Annotated in this window: 21 protein-coding genes; 17 read left to right on the top strand and 4 right to left on the bottom strand. The window is 44.7% G+C overall.

Going from position 1 to position 17,903, the window contains the following annotated elements; genetic code table 11:
* Window positions 1–2: 2 nt before the first annotated feature.
* Genes AOC33_RS06065 through AOC33_RS06045 form a run of 5 tightly spaced genes read left to right on the top strand, consistent with a single transcriptional unit; the run spans window position 3 to window position 5,713 of the window.
* Window positions 3–806, top strand: a complete 804-nt coding sequence (locus tag AOC33_RS06065; RefSeq protein WP_089515816.1) for a sulfite exporter TauE/SafE family protein — start codon at window positions 3–5, stop codon at window positions 804–806.
* Window positions 807–1,283 carry a DUF2244 domain-containing protein gene (locus AOC33_RS06060; protein ID WP_089515815.1) on the top strand — a complete coding sequence of 159 codons (477 nt, stop codon included), beginning with the start codon at window positions 807–809 and terminating at the stop codon, window positions 1,281–1,283. It abuts the gene before it with no gap.
* Window positions 1,284–1,292: 9 nt separating this feature from the next.
* A complete protein-coding gene (locus AOC33_RS06055; protein ID WP_089515813.1) occupies window positions 1,293–2,168 on the top strand; it encodes an efflux RND transporter periplasmic adaptor subunit in 876 nt (291 codons plus the stop codon).
* Window positions 2,168–5,260, top strand: a complete 3,093-nt coding sequence (locus AOC33_RS06050) for an efflux RND transporter permease subunit (protein ID WP_089515812.1) — start codon at window positions 2,168–2,170, stop codon at window positions 5,258–5,260. The genes AOC33_RS06055 and AOC33_RS06050 overlap by 1 nt, the downstream gene beginning before the upstream one ends.
* A gap of 30 nt (window positions 5,261–5,290) precedes the next feature.
* On the top strand, window positions 5,291–5,713 hold the full coding sequence (locus tag AOC33_RS06045) for an acyl-CoA thioesterase (RefSeq protein ID WP_089515810.1): 423 nt from the start codon (window positions 5,291–5,293) through the stop codon (window positions 5,711–5,713).
* Between the two features lie 60 nt (window positions 5,714–5,773).
* Here the strand turns inward: AOC33_RS06045 and AOC33_RS09120 are convergent, their stop codons facing one another.
* Window positions 5,774–5,923: a hypothetical protein gene (locus AOC33_RS09120; protein ID WP_180738112.1), complete on the bottom strand. Its 150-nt coding sequence runs from the start codon at window positions 5,921–5,923 to the stop codon at window positions 5,774–5,776.
* Window positions 5,924–6,111: 188 nt separating this feature from the next.
* On the opposite strand from AOC33_RS09120, the gene acnB reads away from it, so the two are divergent.
* The 4 genes from acnB (at window position 6,112) to AOC33_RS06025 (ending at window position 10,783) form a co-directional block, all read left to right on the top strand.
* Complete coding sequence (gene acnB, locus AOC33_RS06040; protein ID WP_089515808.1) at window positions 6,112–8,697, top strand: bifunctional aconitate hydratase 2/2-methylisocitrate dehydratase; 2,586 nt, start codon at window positions 6,112–6,114, stop codon at window positions 8,695–8,697.
* A gap of 120 nt (window positions 8,698–8,817) precedes the next feature.
* The gene (locus AOC33_RS06035) at window positions 8,818–9,870 is read left to right on the top strand and encodes an NAD(P)H-dependent flavin oxidoreductase (RefSeq protein ID WP_180738111.1); all 1,053 of its coding nucleotides are present in this window, start codon (window positions 8,818–8,820) and stop codon (window positions 9,868–9,870) included.
* Between the two features lie 2 nt (window positions 9,871–9,872).
* Window positions 9,873–10,151, top strand: a complete 279-nt coding sequence (locus AOC33_RS06030) for a hypothetical protein (RefSeq protein ID WP_089515805.1) — start codon at window positions 9,873–9,875, stop codon at window positions 10,149–10,151.
* On the top strand, window positions 10,148–10,783 hold the full coding sequence (locus AOC33_RS06025; protein WP_143744023.1) for a hypothetical protein: 636 nt from the start codon (window positions 10,148–10,150) through the stop codon (window positions 10,781–10,783). The genes AOC33_RS06030 and AOC33_RS06025 overlap by 4 nt, the downstream gene beginning before the upstream one ends.
* A 36-nt stretch (window positions 10,784–10,819) precedes the next feature.
* Here the strand turns inward: AOC33_RS06025 and AOC33_RS06020 are convergent, their stop codons facing one another.
* Window positions 10,820–11,218, bottom strand: a complete 399-nt coding sequence (locus AOC33_RS06020) for a hypothetical protein (protein ID WP_089515801.1) — start codon at window positions 11,216–11,218, stop codon at window positions 10,820–10,822.
* 74 nt (window positions 11,219–11,292) lie between these two features.
* Here AOC33_RS06020 and AOC33_RS06015 point away from each other — a divergent pair, with 74 nt between their 5' ends.
* Window positions 11,293–11,892, top strand: a complete 600-nt coding sequence (locus AOC33_RS06015; protein ID WP_089516438.1) for an isochorismatase family protein — start codon at window positions 11,293–11,295, stop codon at window positions 11,890–11,892.
* 7 nt (window positions 11,893–11,899) lie between these two features.
* Here AOC33_RS06015 and AOC33_RS06010 read toward each other — a convergent pair whose 3' ends face one another.
* Window positions 11,900–12,628 carry a pseudouridine synthase gene (locus AOC33_RS06010; protein WP_089515799.1) on the bottom strand — a complete coding sequence of 243 codons (729 nt, stop codon included), beginning with the start codon at window positions 12,626–12,628 and terminating at the stop codon, window positions 11,900–11,902.
* A 79-nt stretch (window positions 12,629–12,707) separates the two neighbouring features.
* On the opposite strand from AOC33_RS06010, the gene AOC33_RS06005 reads away from it, so the two are divergent.
* From AOC33_RS06005 to AOC33_RS05985, 5 genes are all read left to right on the top strand, one after another.
* Window positions 12,708–13,859 carry an alpha-hydroxy acid oxidase gene (locus AOC33_RS06005; protein ID WP_425439822.1) on the top strand — a complete coding sequence of 384 codons (1,152 nt, stop codon included), beginning with the start codon at window positions 12,708–12,710 and terminating at the stop codon, window positions 13,857–13,859.
* Between the two features lie 137 nt (window positions 13,860–13,996).
* Window positions 13,997–14,425 carry a DUF2721 domain-containing protein gene (locus tag AOC33_RS06000; protein WP_180738110.1) on the top strand — a complete coding sequence of 143 codons (429 nt, stop codon included), beginning with the start codon at window positions 13,997–13,999 and terminating at the stop codon, window positions 14,423–14,425.
* An 89-nt stretch (window positions 14,426–14,514) separates the two neighbouring features.
* Entirely contained in the window at window positions 14,515–15,048 is a 534-nt protein-coding gene (locus AOC33_RS05995; RefSeq protein WP_089515795.1) for a gamma carbonic anhydrase family protein, read from the top strand.
* A gap of 9 nt (window positions 15,049–15,057) precedes the next feature.
* Window positions 15,058–15,411: a CidA/LrgA family protein gene (locus AOC33_RS05990; protein WP_089515793.1), complete on the top strand. Its 354-nt coding sequence runs from the start codon at window positions 15,058–15,060 to the stop codon at window positions 15,409–15,411.
* Window positions 15,398–16,123, top strand: coding sequence for an LrgB family protein (locus tag AOC33_RS05985; RefSeq protein ID WP_089515791.1), 726 nt, complete (start codon window positions 15,398–15,400; stop codon window positions 16,121–16,123). The genes AOC33_RS05990 and AOC33_RS05985 overlap by 14 nt, the downstream gene beginning before the upstream one ends.
* On the opposite strand, the gene AOC33_RS05980 is transcribed toward AOC33_RS05985, so the two are convergent.
* Window positions 16,114–17,400 (bottom strand): amidase, encoded by a 1,287-nt coding sequence (locus AOC33_RS05980; protein WP_089515789.1) that lies wholly within the window; start codon window positions 17,398–17,400, stop codon window positions 16,114–16,116. The two genes, AOC33_RS05985 and AOC33_RS05980, sit on opposite strands and share 10 nt — an antisense overlap.
* Before the next feature lie 162 nt (window positions 17,401–17,562).
* On the opposite strand from AOC33_RS05980, the gene AOC33_RS05975 reads away from it, so the two are divergent.
* The gene (locus AOC33_RS05975) at window positions 17,563–17,778 is read left to right on the top strand and encodes a hypothetical protein (RefSeq protein WP_143744022.1); all 216 of its coding nucleotides are present in this window, start codon (window positions 17,563–17,565) and stop codon (window positions 17,776–17,778) included.
* A complete protein-coding gene (locus AOC33_RS09225) occupies window positions 17,771–17,893 on the top strand; it encodes a hypothetical protein (protein ID WP_281252758.1) in 123 nt (40 codons plus the stop codon). Before AOC33_RS05975 ends, AOC33_RS09225 begins: the two co-directional genes overlap by 8 nt.
* The last annotated feature ends 10 nt before the right edge of the window (window positions 17,894–17,903 follow it).

The raw sequence follows: 17,903 nt of genomic DNA, 5'->3' as shown, positions 1-17,903 counted from the left end.
AGTTGGAGTTAACTCTCATCGGGATTGCTCTTGGCATTTTTGTAGGAGTGGTCTTAGGTTTGACGGGTGCGGGCGGTGCTATTTTGTCTGTACCCCTCTTAGGATTCTTCCTGCATTTAGAGGTTGCTCAGGCTGCCCCCATCGGATTAATGGCGGTGGCCTTGTCTTCAGGCTTGGGTGCTTACCTGGGATTTTCCGCAAAAATACTCAGGTACAAAGCCGCGCTTTTAATTGCTTGTGCGGGCTTGATTTTGTCACCCATTGGAATTTGGTTGGCACACCAATTACCTAACTGGCCCTTGGTTTTGATTTTTGCCATGATTCTGCTGTTAGTCGCTAAGAATATGTGGACTCAGGCTAAAAGAGAATTGGCTGGTATAGAGGAGGCGCTTGGTCCACCATGCCAACTTGATCAAACCATCGGGAAGCTCACTTGGACATTGCCTTGTGCCAGAGCACTCTTTGGCTCTGGAGCTCTTGCTGGCTTTTTCTCTGGTTTGCTAGGGGTGGGCGGGGGTTTCATCATTGTTCCTGCCTTGAGGAAATTCACGGATCTGCCTATTAAATCAATCGTGGCCACTTCTTTAGGTGTTCTCACAATCATCTCAACGGGTGGCGTGCTGTTTTCTAATTTTTATGGTGCAATGAACTGGTCTTTGGCTTGGCCATTTTCTGTGGGATCCATATTGGGACTACTGATTGGTCGACAGCTGGTCAAGAGTATCTCTGGGCCTAGGGTTCAGCAAGCTTTTGCAATCTTTGCTATCTTGATTGCTATGACGATGCTGATCAAATTAAGCCTCTAAATGAACACTGAACTTCCTCAAGCTCAAACCGTTTGGTTGATGAGGCGTAACTGTTCTTTTACACCCAAGCAAGTGGGTATATTTTATTTATCCATGGTGTGTTTTTCAGGCCTGATCACCACTTATTTTTGGTGGATTGGTGCATGGATGGTAGTGCCTTTCACTCTGATTGAGTTATCGGTCTTAGGCATTGCATTGCTGATTTATGCCAGGCATGCCAGGGATTACGAAAAAATCACATTGCAAGACTCTGAATTAATCATTGAGTTGAATTTGGGGTACAAGAAATCCCTGACGCAATGGAATGCCTCATGGGTCAGAGTCAAAGATCCTGAGTCTTTGTATGACCGAAAAAAAGATTTGGTGATTTTGGAGAGTGGGACTCAAACGATATCAATTGGTCAATTCATTTTGGCTGAAAAAAGACATGATTTAGCCAAAGAAATTAGGCAGGCACTGAGGCTGTGCTTGCATTAAAATGGCAAGATGAACCAACAGTCATTTAAATTACTTGCTCTGATCACATCAATTGTCATTTTTTCAGCTTGTGGTAAAGGTCCTGATCAGGAACCTCTGCCGCGGTTGGTGAAGGTGGTGGTCTTAGGTCAGGCGAGTGAGGCAGTGACTGAAATGGGGGTCATCAAAGATCCTGGTGTTTTGCGCTTTGATGCCAGTGGCAAAGTGATGGAAGTTCTTGCCAAATCAGGTGACTCAGTTTTACCAGGCCAATCATTGGCTCGCATCATCCCTAACAGTGTCTCCTCTGAATCCTCCGTGATGATCAGCTATCGCGCCGCAAAAGCAGAGTTGCAATCAGCGGAAGCTGACTTTAAAAGATATACCGATTTAAAAAACAAAAACTTCATCTCAGCCTCTGAATTTGATCGTCGTGTTGCAACCATTGAATCAGCCCGTGCCAAATATGAACAATCTATTGAGAATATCGGCTTTGTTACTTTAAGAGCCTTAGAAGTTGGTAAAGTTTCTCAGATGAACATCACTGTTGGACAAGTGGTCAGCAATCAAGATGTGATCGGAAAAATCAGCGCAGATAAAGCCAGTAAGAAGATTGAAAAAAATGATAACAATAGCAGTGGCAAGACTTCTTCCAAGTCTTCACTCAAGATTCCAACAACCGCCATTCACAGTGATGGTGTGAGTGTCTTCAAGCTAACGCTTGATCAAGGATCTCAATCAACTGGCAAGATCAGCGCTGTAAAACTTGTATTGGGTAAGATTGATGATCAATCTGCTGAGTTGGTGAGTGGCTTGGTGGCTGGTGATATTGTGATTGCTACCGGGTGGCATGCCTTGAGTGAAGGCCAACAAGTCAGAATCGCCATCGCTGAAAAGGCTCAGTGATGAGTCCTGATCGTTTCAATTTATCGCGCTGGGCGATTCAGAATAGTGCGCTAACGCGTTACTTGATGATTGCCTTGGTTTTGCTGGGCATTAGCGCTTATTTCCAGTTAGGCCAAGATGAGGACCCGCCGTTTGCTTTCAGGGCTATGGTGATCCGTACCTTTTGGCCTGGTGCAACAGCGATCCAAGTCTCTGATCAAGTCACTAATAAGATTGAACGAACTTTGCAAGAAGTGCCAAGTATCGACAAGATTCGCAGTTTTTCTCATCCTGGCGAATCAATGGTCATCTTTTTTGCCAAAGACAGTACGCCGGCTAAAGAGATCCCGAATCTTTTTTACACCGTCCGTAAAAAGGTGAATGATTCAAAATCATATTTGCCAATGGGCGTACAAGGCCCATATTTTGATGATGATTTTGGCGACACTTACGGTGTTATCTACGCCATGTCTGCGAAGGGCTACACCACCCGTGAAGTGAGAGACTTTACAACTCAAATCAGACAACGTTTATTGCAGGTTAAAGACGTTGGCAAGGTGAACGTCTATGGCTTGCAAGACGAAATGGTATACGTTGAGTTATCTCGTAAAAAGATGGCTCAGTATGGATTATCACCAGCAGTGGTGGCGCAGCAATTGAATCAACAGAACACCATTGAAAGTGGTGGAAATATTGAATCTAATTCTTTTTCAATGCCGATTCGTGTGGGTGGACCCTTTGAGAACGTTGCAGATATCAAGGCGATGCCCTTGCGCGCTCCATCTGGTGCATCGATTCGTTTGGGGGACATTGCCGAGGTTCGTCGTGATGTGATCAATCCATCTCAAAGCAAGGTTCGCTTCCAGGGTGAAGAGCTGGTGGCTTTGGGTATATCAATGGCCAAAGGCGGAGACATTGTTGAGCTAGGCAAAACTTTGACCAAAGCCAGCAAGCTAATTGAAAAAGACTTGCCAGCGGGTGTGACTTTGTCTTTGATTCAGGATCAGCCAAATGTGGTGGCTGGCTCAGTCAAAGAATTTTTGGTGACTTTGTTTGAGGCATTGATCATTGTGTTGGCTGTGAGTTTGTTGGCCCTTGGTTTGCATCGACATCCTTGGAGAATTGATCCAAGACCTGGTTTGGTGGTGGCAATCAGTATTCCTTTGGTGATGGCTGTGACCTTTTTGGTGATGCATTTGGCTGGTGTGGGTTTGCACAAGATTTCTTTGGGCTCATTGATCATTGCTTTGGGCCTTTTAGTTGATGATGCCATCATCGTTGTAGAAATGATGGTGCGTAAGATGGAAGAGGGCTACGATCGGATGAAGGCTGTGACTGCAGCCTATGAGCTGACTGCCATGCCGATGTTGACCGGCACCTTGATCACAGCGGTTGGTTTTTTACCGATTGGTATTGCTAAGTCGGCCGTGGGTGAATACACCTTTGCCATTTTTGCGGTTACTGCAGCCGCCCTGATCATTTCTTGGTTTGTATCAGTTTTATTTGTACCGTATTTGGGCTTCTTGCTACTAAAGAAACCTGCTCATGCCACCCCTGAGGGGGCGCAGCATGAGCATTTTGATACACCGTTCTATGAACGTTTCAGAGTGGTCGTTGCATGGTGCATTGATCATCGTAAAAAAGCCATCATGGCAACGATTGCAACCTTTGTGCTCGGTATTGTTGGTATGAGTCAAGTGCAGCAACAATTTTTCCCAGATTCATCTCGACCTGAAATATTGGTCGATATATTTCTAGCAGAAGGCTCTAGTTTTGAAGCCACTGAAGCTGCTGCGAAAAAAATTGAAGCAAAAATTTTGGAGCAGCAAGGAGTGCAATCTGTCACGATATGGGTGGGCAATGGAGCACCTCGTTTCTTTTTACCTTTAGATATTATTTTTCCAAGATCGAATGCGGCTCAAGCAGTCATCGTTGCTGAACTTGCTCATCGTGATCGATTGAATAAAGCCTTGCCTCGTATCTTAGAGGATGCTGCGCCTGAAGCAAGGCTGCGTGTCAAACTTTTACCCAATGGCCCGCCGGTAACTTACCCAGTTGAATTCAGGGTCACAGGTGATGATCCGATCAAGCTCAGGGCAGAGGCTAATAGCTTCATCGATGTGATGCGCCAGTCACCACTTGTTTACGGTGTTAAAGATAACTGGAATGAAAACCAAGCAGTGGCCAAAATTGATGTGGATGCCGCCAAGGCGCGTGAGTTAGGTGTTCCACCTCAAGTGATTGCACAAACATTGGCCAGTCATTTTGGCGGCGTCACGATTGGTCAATATCGTGAGGGTGATTTGTTGGCGCCAATTGTTTTACGCTTACCTCGCGCTGAGCGTAATCAAATCAGTGATCTCAATGAAACCATGTTGACCACTGTCGGTGGTCAATCAATTCCCTTGGGCCGTATTGCAAACGTGATCGTGGTCTGGGAGCCAGCCACGATTTGGCGTGAGAATCGTGAGTACGCCATCACGCTTCAAGCGGACGTTATTCAAGGTGTACAAGGACCGACTGCCACTGCAGAGTTGTTAAAAGAATTCAAACCATTGATGGCTAAATTACCCCCTGGATACAAGGTGGATATCGGTGGCTCTGTGGAGGAAAGTTCCCGCGGTCAAGATTCCATCAATGCTGGTATACCAGTGATGCTATTCATCACCTTCACATTATTGGTGATTCAGTTGCGCAGCAGCTCTCGAGCCTTCTTGGTTATTTTGACGGCTCCCTTGGGCATCTCTGGTGTGGCATTGACCTTGCTTTTGTTCAATAAGCCATTTGGCTTCGTTGCATTGCTAGGTTTCATTGCTTTGCTCGGCATGATCATGCGTAACTCAGTGATTTTGATTGATCAAATTGAACAAGGTCGCGCATCGGGCATGCCAGCAAGAGAAGCGATCATTCATGCCTGCGTCACTAGGTACAGACCAATCATCTTGACAGCGGCAGCAGCAGTCTTGGCGATGATTCCTTTGTCGCGCAGTGTGTTCTGGGGTCCGATGGCAATTGCGATCATGGGTGGCTTGATGGTGGCGACTGCTTTGACTTTATTAGCCTTGCCAGCAATGTATGCTGCTTGGTTCAAAATTGATAAAAATACGGCTTGAAATACATTTTTGATTTAAAGACTTATTCACATGCGCATTCCAATTCCTGAAGAAAAAACATTTGTTCATGAATCCATCATCACGGTTCGTTGGGGTGACATGGATGCCTTTGGTCATGTGAACAATGCGGTGTACTTTCGTTATATCGAACAAGCTCGTATCAATTGGTTGGACAGTCTAGGGTTGAACTTTGCCCAAGATGAGCAGGGCGTTGTGGTGGTGAATGCCTTTTGTAACTTCATGAAACCGGTTGAGTACCCAGCAGATCTCATCATCAAAACTTACATCACTAATCCCACGCGAGTAGGTTTGGATACCTTCAACGAGATGTCTTTGGCGAGTGACCCAGAAACGGTTCGAGCAACATCTGGGGCAACGATTGTTTGGGTGGACTTTAAGACCCAAAAAGCGGCTTCTTGGCCAGATCAAATAAAGGCCAAGCTGGTCCTCTAAAAAAAACTAAAAATTCAGTAAGTCAAAAAAAGTAGCAATAAACCAACAATCCAAGATTGCTTACTTTGGCTTTTTCAACAAAGAGGCCAAAAGAGGGTTGAGCTTTTTCTCAGAGTTCTTTTTATTCCCACCTTTGGGCTTGGGGGCTGAATTCTTGATTTGGTTGGCCACGGCCAATCCCGCGTTCTTGTAAAGGTCTGTTTTCTTCATGGGGTATTTAATTAAATCATTGATTTATATATAATTTTTATTTTAAACGGGGCAGGCCACCCATGGCAATCAATTTCAGGTAATTTGTCATTATATGAACTGCAATCTCTTGCCAGAAACCCAAGTCTTATATAAGATATAAGTCTTAAAGATTGCTTGTTATTTGCCTAAAAAGAGAGGGAAACACCATGTTGAAAGCCTATCGTGATCATGTTGCCGAGCGTGCAGCTCTAGGTATTCCACCATTGCCATTGTCAGCTCAGCAGACTGGCGAGTTGATTGAGTTGCTCAAGAATCCACCAAAAGGTGAGGATGCAACTTTGGTCGAGTTGATCACTCACCGCGTTCCAGCTGGTGTAGATGATGCAGCAAAGGTCAAGGCCTCTTACTTGGCGGCGGTTGCTTTTGGTAAAGAAAAAACACCATTGATCACGCGTGAAACAGCGACTAAGTTGTTGGGCACGATGCTTGGTGGTTACAACATTTCTCCATTGATTGATTTGTTGGATGACGCCACAGTTGGTGGCATCGCTGCTGAAGGATTGAAGAAAACTCTATTGATGTTTGATCAATTCCATGACGTCAAAGAAAAGGCTGATAAAGGCAACGCCAATGCTAAGGCTGTTTTACAAAGCTGGGCAGATGCTGAATGGTTCACAAGTCGTCCTGAAGTTCCACAAAGCATGACTTTGACGGTGTTCAAAGTAACAGGCGAAACAAACACAGACGATTTGTCTCCAGCACCAGATGCTTGGAGCCGCCCAGACATTCCATTGCATGCATTGGCGATGTTGAAAAACCCACGTGAAGGCATTGAGCCTCAAGAGTCAGGCAAGATTGGTCCAATCAAGCAATTGGCTGCTTTGCAAGCAAAAGGTCATTTAGTTGCCTACGTTGGTGACGTCGTTGGTACAGGCTCATCACGTAAGTCAGCCACAAACTCAGTGTTGTGGTTCACAGGTGAAGACATTCCTTATGTGCCTAACAAGCGTTTTGGCGGTGTTTGTTTGGGCACTAAAATTGCTCCGATTTTCTACAACACCATGGAAGATGCTGGCGCTTTGCCGATTGAGCTAGACGTTAACAGCATGAACATGGGCGATGTGATTGAGTTGCGTCCTTATGAAGGTAAAGCACTCAAGGATGGCAAAGTAATCGCTGAGTTCAAAGTCAAGTCAGATGTTCTATTTGATGAAGTGCGTGCCGGTGGCCGTATTCCATTGATCATTGGTCGTGGTTTAACGACCAAAGCTCGTGAAGCTTTGGGCTTGCCAGTTTCAACATTGTTCCGCTTGCCAACTAATCCAACTGATTCTGGCAAAGGATTCTCATTGGCACAGAAGATGGTTGGTCGCGCTTGCGGTTTGCCAGAGGGCAAGGGCGTTCGCCCAGGCACTTACTGTGAGCCTAAGATGACAACTGTGGGTTCGCAAGACACCACAGGTCCAATGACTCGTGACGAATTGAAAGATTTGGCATGTTTAGGTTTCTCATCAGACATGGTGATGCAATCTTTCTGCCACACAGCCGCTTATCCAAAACCAGTGGATGTGAAGATGCATCATGAGTTGCCTGACTTCATCAGCACCCGTGGTGGTGTTGCTTTGCGTCCAGGTGATGGTGTGATCCACTCTTGGTTAAACCGTTTGTTATTGCCTGACACAGTTGGGACAGGTGGTGACTCTCACACTCGTTTCCCAATTGGTATTTCATTCCCAGCGGGTTCAGGTTTGGTAGCGTTTGCTGCAGCCACTGGTGTGATGCCTTTGGATATGCCTGAGTCTGTGTTGGTTCGCTTCAAAGGCAAGATGCAGCCAGGCGTCACATTGCGTGACTTGGTGAACGCAATTCCTTTGTATGCGATCAAGCAAGGTTTGTTGACCGTTGAGAAGAAGGGTAAGAAAAATATTTTCTCTGGCCGTATTTTAGAAATCGAAGGTTTGCCTGATCTTAAAGTTGAGCAAGCATTTGAATTGTCAGACGCATCTGCTGAGCGTTCAGCTGCGGGTTGTACTGTTCATTTGAACAAAGACCCGATCATTGAATACATGACCAGCAACATCACCTTGATGAAGTGGATGATTGCGAATGGTTACTCTGATGCACGCACATTGGGTCGTCGTATCAAGGCGATGGAAGCATGGTTGGCAAAACCAGAATTACTCAAAGGTGATGCTGATGCTGAATACGCAGCAGTGATTGAAATTGATTTGGCTGATGTTCATGAGCCAATCGTGGCCTGCCCGAACGACCCTGATGATGTGAAGACATTGTCTGAAGTATCTGGCGCAAAAATTGATGAAGTGTTCATCGGTTCTTGCATGACCAATATTGGTCACTTCCGTGCGGCATCTAAGTTGCTTGAAGGCAAGCGTGATATTCCTGTGAAATTATGGGTTGCTCCTCCAACCAAGATGGATGCACAGCAATTAACAGAAGAAGGTCACTACGGTGTTTTAGGTGGTGCCGGTGCGCGCATGGAAATGCCCGGTTGTTCATTGTGTATGGGTAACCAAGCACAAGTTCGTGAAGGTGCTACTGTGATGTCAACATCAACACGTAACTTCCCGAACCGTTTAGGTAAAAACACATTTGTTTACTTGGGCTCAGCTGAGTTGGCATCTATTTGCTCTAAATTGGGTCGCATCCCGACCAAAGAGGAATACATGGCTGACATGGGTGTTCTCAATGCAAGCGGAGCTGAAATCTACAAATATATGAACTTTGATCAAATCAAAGGTTTCAGTGATGTGGCAAAAACAGTCGATGCTTAAACATTTATCTTAAGAGCAACATTAAAAGGGGCTTTCTTCGGAAAGCCCCTTTTTTCATCTTGGCTGAAAAAATCATCATGAAGAGGTATGCTAGTGATACTTTACTAATTGATGCATGACATGTTCAAGTTTTCTGACTTAACAATTCCAGTGATACAGGCGCCGATGGCAGGTGGGGTTAATACGCCTGCATTGGTATCAGCTGTCTCCGATGCAGGTGGCTTGGGCAGTTTTGGTTTTGCCTATTCGACTCCAGAAAAAATTGATGCTGATTTAAAAGACACCAAAGCACTCATCAAAAAAGTACCGAACACCAGAATCAATGCCAATTTTTTTGTGTTCAAAGAACCAGTCATGCCAGCAGTGTCAGAACAGCAGAAAGCATTGAGTGATCTAAAAGATGTACTGGATTCATTGGGTGTGACAGTGGCTATTCCAAAGCCACCTTATATTCCAGATCTACAAAGCATGCTTGAACCGATTTGGGTTCATCAACCAGAAGTGCTGACCTTTCATTTTGGTTTGCCGCCACAGCAGGTCATTGAAAAGGCTCATTCCTTAGGTATTAGTGTAGGTGTCACAGCCACTTCTTTAGAAGAAGCCTTGATGATTCAATCGGCGGATGTTGATTTCATCGTGGCCCAAGGCATTGAAGCCGGCGGTCATCGTGGCATCTTTGATCCACAAGGTGTTGATCAACAGTTGACCTTAAAAGATTTGGTTCAAGAGTTGGCTCAGCATCTTCAAATACCCATCGTAGCAGCTGGTGGCATCATGAACGGCGCTGATATTCATGGAATTATTCGGGTCGGTGCGTCTGCTGCTCAGCTGGGCACAGCATTCTTGGTGACTGCTGAGGCAGGCTCTAGTCCTGCTCATCGTCGCTTTGTATTGACCAAGCATGAACTAGGTACCGCTTTTACCAGGGCTTTCTCAGGTCGTCCTGCACAAGGTGTTAAAAATAAATACATGTCATTGATGGAAGGTAAAACTTATTTACCATTTCCTTTACAAAACAACATGACCGCTGCGATGAGGCAATGGGCTGCAAAGCATGATGAGGGGGATTATCAAAACCTTTGGGCTGGAACTGAATATGCGAGAGCTCGTGCCATGTCAGTATCAGATTTGATGACAACCTTGTCAAATGAATACCAATCGGCGGGGAAGTGATCATGAGTATTCATAATCCCCAGCATGTTCAACATTTATTGCAGGCTTGGTTAGACGGTACAGGTCATTCCGCTGACTTGATTGAGGCATTTCGAACCTTTTATAAAGACAGCGAGTTGCCGGATAAATATGGCACAGCTCTTGAAAATGTTTTATCCAGAGTAGAGTCATCATCGCTTTTTACTGAAGAAAGTTGCTCCTTCAGTAAAAAAGACCTGGCCAATGCTTTGAGGGTTTGGTTAGAAAAAGTTCAGCAATATCTCTCTAAGGAACATCCATGATGAAGCGACTGCTGCAGTCGATTGTTTGCGCAGTCACTTTACTCGCAATTAATCCGATTGCAGCTTTGGAGTTTTCTGATATTGCTAATGAAGGCGAAATCAAGTATTTAAAAATCCGTCCTGATCCCGGTGCTTATAGCTATGAATCAAGGGTGATGATCAGCCCGCAAAGTTTGGATTCTGGCGTGGTGACCATTGCCACTTGCCATCGTCAATTGGATCCCATTAGGAAAGTGGTGATTGTTTTTAATGAGAATAGAATTAAAAAGATCACAGTCAAATCGCTAGAAAAAATGAACTCGGCTGAAGTCAAAGACAATCGTGTGACACTCACCGATGTTGAGCGTGGGGCTTCTATTTGCATTGACTTGGAATCAAGGGCTTTGGATAAAGTATCCTCAGAGCAATATACCTTGAATGCTGGTCCTTTGATGCGTCGCTACTTTGATGGCTATTTGCCGATGAGTGCAGTCTTGCGGGTTGATTGGCCTAAAAATATGCTCACGCTCGAAAAAACATTCCCTGTGGCACAAGATGGTGTCAAGATTGCTCAGGGGATTGACGGCGTGCAGCTAGACATGATCTTTGCCGGCAAGATGACTGCGCAAATCCATTTAAAAAAGCCTCAGTGACGAAACCATCAAAGACGGCTTAAAAAATCCGCCTAATTAACTTTGGTTGAGCTCGTCGTTCAAGCGCTTCCTGGCATTATTCAGCTTGGTCCAATGAAGTATTGAAAATACAAACATCGGAATCAAAGCAATAAAAATCAATTTAGGAATAAAGATTGCTGCCCAGCAACAACCCATCGCAATGCCATAGGTATAACCAGTATCGATGGGCTGACTGATTCTCTTATTTTCATGCATCCGAAGAAAGCCAGTCTTGATCGCTTTGAGTAAAAAGAAGAACCAAATCACATTGAAAACGGGAATGAGCAGCAACCAGGCCATACCAGGAGCTTGAGTCCTGTATTCAGGATCAATCGCCTTGATGGTTTTGCTGATAGCTCTGATATAAAAAACAAAAGTAACAAAAGGGATGATGATCAATAAGGCTGCGAACAAATTATTACTCCTAGGGCTCTTTTTATAAGAAAATACCATGTATTCATCTTAAAGAATCATTACTCATTATGTCCATACTTTTAAACGCACAAGAAACTCAATTGGTTCTGGTTGATTATCAAAGCAAATTGATGCCAGTGATTCATCAGGCAGAACAGGTATTGGCCAATGCAGTGCGCTTGGCAAAAATTGCAAAGTTATTACAGTTGCCCATCATTGGTACTGAGCAAAACCCAGAAAAATTAGGACCTAATGATGCTCAGTTGAAAGCTTTTTGTCAGAAGACACTGACCAAGATGTATTTCGGTGCCTGTGCTGATGGTTTGGTTGATGAGTTAAGAGCGCCACCAAAGCCCATGGGTAATGCCAGAAGTCTGCCCAAGCACATCCAGCGCAAACAAGAAGATCAAGGCGAAAAAAACACCATTTTGATTGCCGGGTGTGAGACCCATGTGTGTTTATTGCAAACTGCTTTAGGTTTGCTCGATGAAGAGTTTGATGTGTGGGTTGTGACTGATGCTTGCAGCTCCCGCACAGAAGCTAATCGCGATGCTGCATTTGATCGCTTGGCATCAAATGGTGCAGAGCTCGTGACAACTGAAATGGTGGTCTTTGAGCTCTTGCAGTCTTGTGAACACCCTCAATTCAAAGAAGGTTTGGCGCTCATCAAGTAGTGCTTGCTTAGCTGTCAGCCAAACTGACAGATAGCTGCTTCAAATCATTAGGGTAGAGCCAACGCCATTCGCCTTCGGGAAGGTCTTGGGGTAGTGTGTATTCACCAATTGATAATCGGTGCAATTGAGCCACATGATTGCCCACGGCTGCCATCATGCGTTTGACTTGGTGATAGCGGCCTTCAACGATGGTCATTTCTAGAACTCTGCTGGAGCGCTGCACGCAGGCTTTGGCAAAGCAAGGCTTGGGATCGTCGTCTAAAACAACCCCTTTTAAAAGATGCTGTAACTGTTCCTCAGTGAGATCTTCTGCAGCAGTGATTTGATACACCTTGCCAATGTTCTTTTTGGGGGTGGTCATGCGGTGGATGAACTGCCCATCATCAGACATCAAAATCAAGCCCGTGGTGTCATGGTCTAAGCGACCCACGCATTGAATACCCCTTTCAACCAAAGGTTGAGGCAGTAGGCCGTAGATACTTGGGTGATGGCTGGTTTTGTGGGAGCATTCATAGCCCACTGGCTTATGGAAGGCCACATAGGCTTTCTCATGAAACTCCCAAGTTTCGCCATCCACTTCAAGCTGTAGGTTTTCAGGGGGTATTCTTTCATCAGGGTCTTCAGCCAAGACGCCATTGATTTTCACGAGCTCAGCGTAAACCAGATCACTGCAGTAGCGACGCGTTCCAAACCCTTGGCTAAAAAGGATTTTTTCTAAAGAAAGAGGTTTTGCCATGCTGAGTAAAGAGTACCTATAATGGTGAAAAGCCAAATATTACAGCCTTACTTGCTTCAAATACTGAATCCCTGAGGAGATGATAGTGCCAGTTATTACCAATATTGAAGATTTGCGTATTTTGCATAAAAAAAGAACACCGAAAATGTTCTATGACTATGCGGATTCTGGTTCTTGGACTGAGTCTACTTATCGCTCAAATGAATCTGACTTTCAAAAGATCAAGTTGCGCCAAAAAGTAGCTGTGAACATGGAAAACAGAACGACCAAAACTAAAATGATTGGTCAAGAAGTGGCGATGCCTGTGGCCTTGGCTCCAACTGGTTTAACGGGTATGCAACACGCTGATGGTGAGATCTTGGCTGCGAAGGCCGCCGAAAAATTTGGTGTGCCGTTCTGTTTATCAACCATGAGTATTTGCTCCATTGAAGATGTGGCTGAACATACCACTCAACCATTTTGGTTTCAGCTCTACGTCATGAAAGATCGTGCCTTTATCGAACGCTTGATTGATCGTGCTAAAGCAGCCAAGTGCTCTGCGATAGTTTTAACGCTTGATTTACAAATTTTAGGTCAGCGCCACAAAGACATTAAGAACGGTTTAACTGCGCCACCAAAATTGACGATTCCAAATATCATCAACATGATGACAAAGCCACGCTGGTGCATGGGCATGTTGGGCACACAACGCAGAACTTTTAGAAACATTGTTGGGCATGCTACGGGTGTGGGCGATATGTCCTCTTTGTCATCCTGGACAGCTGAGCAGTTTGATCCAGCTTTGAATTGGGGAGATGTTGAGTGGATTAAAAAACGTTGGGGTGGCAAGCTCATCATCAAGGGTATTTTGGATGAAGGTGATGCTCGTTTGGCAGCTAACTCTGGTGCCGATGCCTTGATTGTTTCTAATCACGGCGGTCGCCAGCTAGATGGCGCTGTATCAACTATTCATGCATTGCCGGGCATTGTTGATGCGGTTGGCAAAGACATTGAAGTTTGGATGGATGGCGGTATACGTTCAGGCCAAGATGTTCTGAAGGCCTGGGCATTGGGTGCCAAAGGCACTTTGATTGGCCGTTCTTTTTTATATGGTCTTGGGGCCATGGGTGAGGCTGGTGTGACCAAGTGTCTTGAAATCATTCATAAGGAACTGGATGTCACCATGGCTTTCACGGGGCACCGAGATATTCATAATGTCACCAAAGACATTTTGTATCCAGGTACTTTTTAAGTAAGCCATCAATACTAAAACCTACTGAATCTCATTGAGATTGACTGAAAATAAGCGGCCTAGGTCGCTTATTTTCTTTCTATTTGGTGAGATTGCTCGACCTGCGGTATATTCCTTATATGATGAATCCCAGTACCTTGAGCGATAGTATTCAACTGGCTGTGGCGCCAGTTTTCTTGTTAACAGCAGTGGCTGGCATGATTGGTGCCTTGACTCACCGCTTGGCTCGTGTGATTGATCGATCTCGCGTGCTTCATAAAGAGCTCATGGATGAGAGCCTAAGGCCCTCTATTCGTGATTCCTATAATCAAGAGTTAAAGAATATTGCCACGCGTGGACGCTTCATCAATGTCTCTATGATCTTTTTAGTCTTGTGCGCCATCATGATTGGACTGACTATCTTGGAATTATTTTTTGCTGAAACAAGCGGTGGCAAACTAATGGTGTCAGCATTTGTTCTCTATACATTTGTGGCTGGTATCGCCTCATTCATTTTGGCTTTGATTTCTCTCTTGATTGAAGTGCTGATCGCTTCTTACTCAATTCGTTGGAAACCCCACAATTGATCCATGCTTTTAGATTCAAATGAAATAAGAAATTAACAATAAATATAAATATCAATACATAGATAAAGACAAAAAAGAAAGAAGACATCATGACCATCTACCAATACAAAGACAAAGCTCCGCAAATTCATGAGTCAGCTTTTGTGGCTAAAGAAGCTACATTGATTGGTGATGTGATTTTGAATGAAGATGTGAGTGTTTGGCCTGGAGTGGTGATTCGTGGTGACAATGAGCCCATCACAGTAGGCAAGGGCAGCAATGTGCAAGAAGGCACTGTGATGCACACAGACATGGGTTGTCCTTTGACTTTGGCTGAGAATGTGACAGTGGGGCATCAAGCGATGTTGCACGGTTGCACGATTGGTGAAAATTCATTGATTGGTATTCAAGCGGTTGTACTCAATCGTGCGGTGATTGGTAAGAACTGTTTGGTCGGTGCTGGTTCGGTGGTTACTGAGGGTAAGGTCTTCCCGGATAACTCTTTGATTCTAGGTTCACCTGCCAAAGTGGTTCGCGAACTCACGCCTGAAGCCATCGCTGGTCTTAAAGCCAGCGCAGAAAACTACGTGGCTAAAAAGAACTTATTCAAAGCCCATCTTGTTGAGCTTCCAAGTAAATCCTAAGTCATCGCGATGATTCCTGGATTAGTCCAAATACTATTGTGGCAAGGCTTGGGAGAGTTGATCTCTCATTTTTTCTTGCCCATCATTCCCGGCCCGGTTTTAGGTTTGGTATTTTTGTTGATTTTCTTGATCATCAAAGGGCATGTTAATCCTTCACTGGCATTAGTCTCTGATGCCTTCAGTCAGCATTTAGGGGTCTTGTTCATTCCTGCCGCTGTGGGCGTGATTTTATTTTTACCTCAGTTAAAAGCCAATGCAGTTGCAGTCATTTCTGCTCTATTGGTGAGTGTGGTGGCTACCATCGTGGTGACCGCGGTTGTTCTGCGCTTTATTTCAAAAAAGGATTCTCATGAATCCCAATGATCTACAGATAGCAGAAATTTGGGTCTACCTTTCAGGCAGTCCCTTATTTGCTTTGATTCTCACTTTGACTGCTTACCAAGTGGGCAGCTTCTTTTATCTAAAGACTGAGCGCAATCCTTTGGCTAATCCAGTAGCGATTGCCGTTATCTTGGTGGCAATCGCCTTGTATTTGGTGGATATGCCGTATCAGAAGTATTTTGAAGGCGCTCAGTTTGTGCATTTCTTATTAGGTACAGCCACAGTATCTTTGGCCATTCCAATTTACCGAGGGGTTGCAGCTCTCAAGGCTCGAGTATTTCCTTTGTTGGTTGCCTTACTCTGTGGTGGTGTCGTTTCAATCGTGAGTGCGGTTGGTGTTGCCACATTCTTGGGAGCAGATAGCGCCATCATCGGTGCCTTCTATCCTAAATCAGTGACTGCGCCGATTGCGATGGGTGTGGCTGAGCGCTTAGGAGTATCACCAACACTGACCGCTGTATTTGCTGTGATCACAGGCATCATTGGCGCCATTCTGGGTAGTCATATTCTGAACCTGTTGGGCATGAAGCAGTGGTGGCAACGAGGCTTTGCCATTGGTGTGGCAGCGCATGGCATTGGCACATCAAGGGCCTTTGCTGTTCATCCAGAAGCTGGCACCTATGCTAGTTTGGCAATGGGTCTACACGGCATCTTGGGTGCCTTGCTCATACCGCTTTTAAAAAATTACATTTGAGCTTTTAATAAAGCATCCGCCACTGATAGCAAGAGGCGGTCTCTGCCTCTTCGAGCCACCAATTGAACGCCCACAGGCATGCCATTGGGTCCCTTGAACAATGGCAAGGTAATGCATGGCAAACCCATCAAGGTCCAAACTCGACAGAAGATTGGGTCTCCTGTTGAAGTATGTCCATGAGGAGCTTCTCCAATGGCGCTTGGCGCAATGATCACATCGATCTCATTGCTCAATAATTGATCAATGGACATGCGTGCTTGTTCCGCCACAATTAAGTCGGCATTGTATTGCTCATAAGAAATGGCTGCACCTTGCTTGATTAGGCCGCGCAATTGTTGGCTCAACTCTTCTGCATGATTGGTTTGCTCAAAAGAAAAACTACGAGCACTCTCTGACCACATGATTCTGCCTTGCAGCTCTGACATCTTTTTAAAGATAGCTGGCAGCTTGATTTCAAGAACTGAAACTTTGAATAGATCTTCGGCTAAAAGAGCAGCATGGGCGATGGCAGCCACAGTATCTGCAGAAGCCAAATGACCATCGTAGGTCAGGCAAGTGCCGATGCGAAGTTTTTTGTTGAGCTTATCAATCTTGGCCAATGCAGTATCACCAGACATCACGGCAACACATAAAGCAGCATCTTCAACAGTTCTACTGAAACTACCCAAAGTGTCTAAAGAAGGAGATAAGCTTTTAGCGCCGCCTAAACTGATTTTGCCGTAGGTAGGCTTGTATCCAACCACGCCACAAAAAGCAGCCGGTCTGATCACTGAAGCAGCTGTTTGACTGCCAGTAGCCAATGGAATCATCTCATCCGCTACGGCAGCAGCAGAGCCACTGGAAGAACCGCCCGGGGTGTATTCAGGATTGCGCGGATTTCTGGTTTTGCCTCCCTTGAAGGTAGCAAATTCAGTAGTAACTGTTTTGCCTAACAAAATACCACCTGCTTGACGCATCAATGAAACATGCACGGCATCACTGTTGGGGCGATTGTTCTCGTAAATAGGGGAACCATAGCGTGTGGGAAAGTCGTGCGTATCAAATAAATCTTTCACACCAAATGGCAAACCGTGTAATAAGCCTTGATTCGCAGAACGATCTAGATAACGGGCTCTATCTATAGCTGCTTTGAAATTGGTTTCTACCCACGCCTGAGTTGAAGATTCTTTTTCTTCGATACGTTCAATGCAAGAGCGAAGTAGTTCTTCAGAACTTAATTGATTGGCCTGAATTTTCTTGGCAGCTTCAGTGGCTGAAAGTTGGTATGGTTTTTTCATGCCTAAATCTTACCTCTGAATAATCTTTTTCGCCTCACCCATCCAATGATCATTCTTTTGACTTAATTATTTTCCCCTATCAGGCGTTGGGTTATTATTTATAAAATACATAAGCAATTACAATCCTTGCTTCTTGAAAGGGAGGCCAGATTCAAAAACTTATTGAACGCCACGAATGGATTGAACAGAGATCAAATTGAATCCTGTTCAAGATATATACATTCATTGTCTTTGGCTGCAGCGATATTGATGGCGGGATTGCCATTTTCTGAAGCTGAAATCATTGAATATGCTTTACAAGGATCAATTTTATTGGCCATAGCAATAGGATTTTTCGTATTGGGTGCTTATCTACTAAAAGGGCAAAAAAATGGATAAAAATACTTATTTTTATATTGCGGTTGGGGTTATATTTTTATATGGCCTGGCAATTTTTTTATTTGCTGCTCGTTCAGCCAAACACCTAAAAGACACTCAAAATATTGATCTTTGAACTTCAGTTC

This window comes from Polynucleobacter cosmopolitanus (assembly GCF_002224225.1).
Taxonomy (GTDB): Bacteria; Pseudomonadota; Gammaproteobacteria; order Burkholderiales; family Burkholderiaceae; genus Polynucleobacter; species Polynucleobacter cosmopolitanus.
This window is presented reverse-complemented; position numbering and strand designations above follow the sequence as displayed.

Coding starts and splice junctions, on each gene's coding strand:
- AOC33_RS09225 (WP_281252758.1), top strand. CDS start 17,771: ATGGATAAAAATACTTATTTTTATATTGCGGTTGGGGTTATATTTTTA.
- AOC33_RS05990 (WP_089515793.1), top strand. CDS start 15,058: ATGATTCCTGGATTAGTCCAAATACTATTGTGGCAAGGCTTGGGAGAG.
- AOC33_RS09120 (WP_180738112.1), bottom strand. CDS start 5,923: ATGAAGAAAACAGACCTTTACAAGAACGCGGGATTGGCCGTGGCCAAC.
- AOC33_RS06035 (WP_180738111.1), top strand. CDS start 8,818: ATGTTCAAGTTTTCTGACTTAACAATTCCAGTGATACAGGCGCCGATG.
- AOC33_RS06060 (WP_089515815.1), top strand. CDS start 807: ATGAACACTGAACTTCCTCAAGCTCAAACCGTTTGGTTGATGAGGCGT.
- AOC33_RS06025 (WP_143744023.1), top strand. CDS start 10,148: ATGATGAAGCGACTGCTGCAGTCGATTGTTTGCGCAGTCACTTTACTC.
- AOC33_RS05985 (WP_089515791.1), top strand. CDS start 15,398: ATGAATCCCAATGATCTACAGATAGCAGAAATTTGGGTCTACCTTTCA.
- AOC33_RS06055 (WP_089515813.1), top strand. CDS start 1,293: ATGAACCAACAGTCATTTAAATTACTTGCTCTGATCACATCAATTGTC.
- AOC33_RS06030 (WP_089515805.1), top strand. CDS start 9,873: ATGAGTATTCATAATCCCCAGCATGTTCAACATTTATTGCAGGCTTGG.
- AOC33_RS06010 (WP_089515799.1), bottom strand. CDS start 12,628: ATGGCAAAACCTCTTTCTTTAGAAAAAATCCTTTTTAGCCAAGGGTTT.
- AOC33_RS06005 (WP_425439822.1), top strand. CDS start 12,708: ATGATAGTGCCAGTTATTACCAATATTGAAGATTTGCGTATTTTGCAT.
- AOC33_RS06045 (WP_089515810.1), top strand. CDS start 5,291: ATGCGCATTCCAATTCCTGAAGAAAAAACATTTGTTCATGAATCCATC.
- AOC33_RS06050 (WP_089515812.1), top strand. CDS start 2,168: ATGAGTCCTGATCGTTTCAATTTATCGCGCTGGGCGATTCAGAATAGT.
- acnB (WP_089515808.1), top strand. CDS start 6,112: ATGTTGAAAGCCTATCGTGATCATGTTGCCGAGCGTGCAGCTCTAGGT.
- AOC33_RS05995 (WP_089515795.1), top strand. CDS start 14,515: ATGACCATCTACCAATACAAAGACAAAGCTCCGCAAATTCATGAGTCA.
- AOC33_RS05980 (WP_089515789.1), bottom strand. CDS start 17,400: ATGAAAAAACCATACCAACTTTCAGCCACTGAAGCTGCCAAGAAAATT.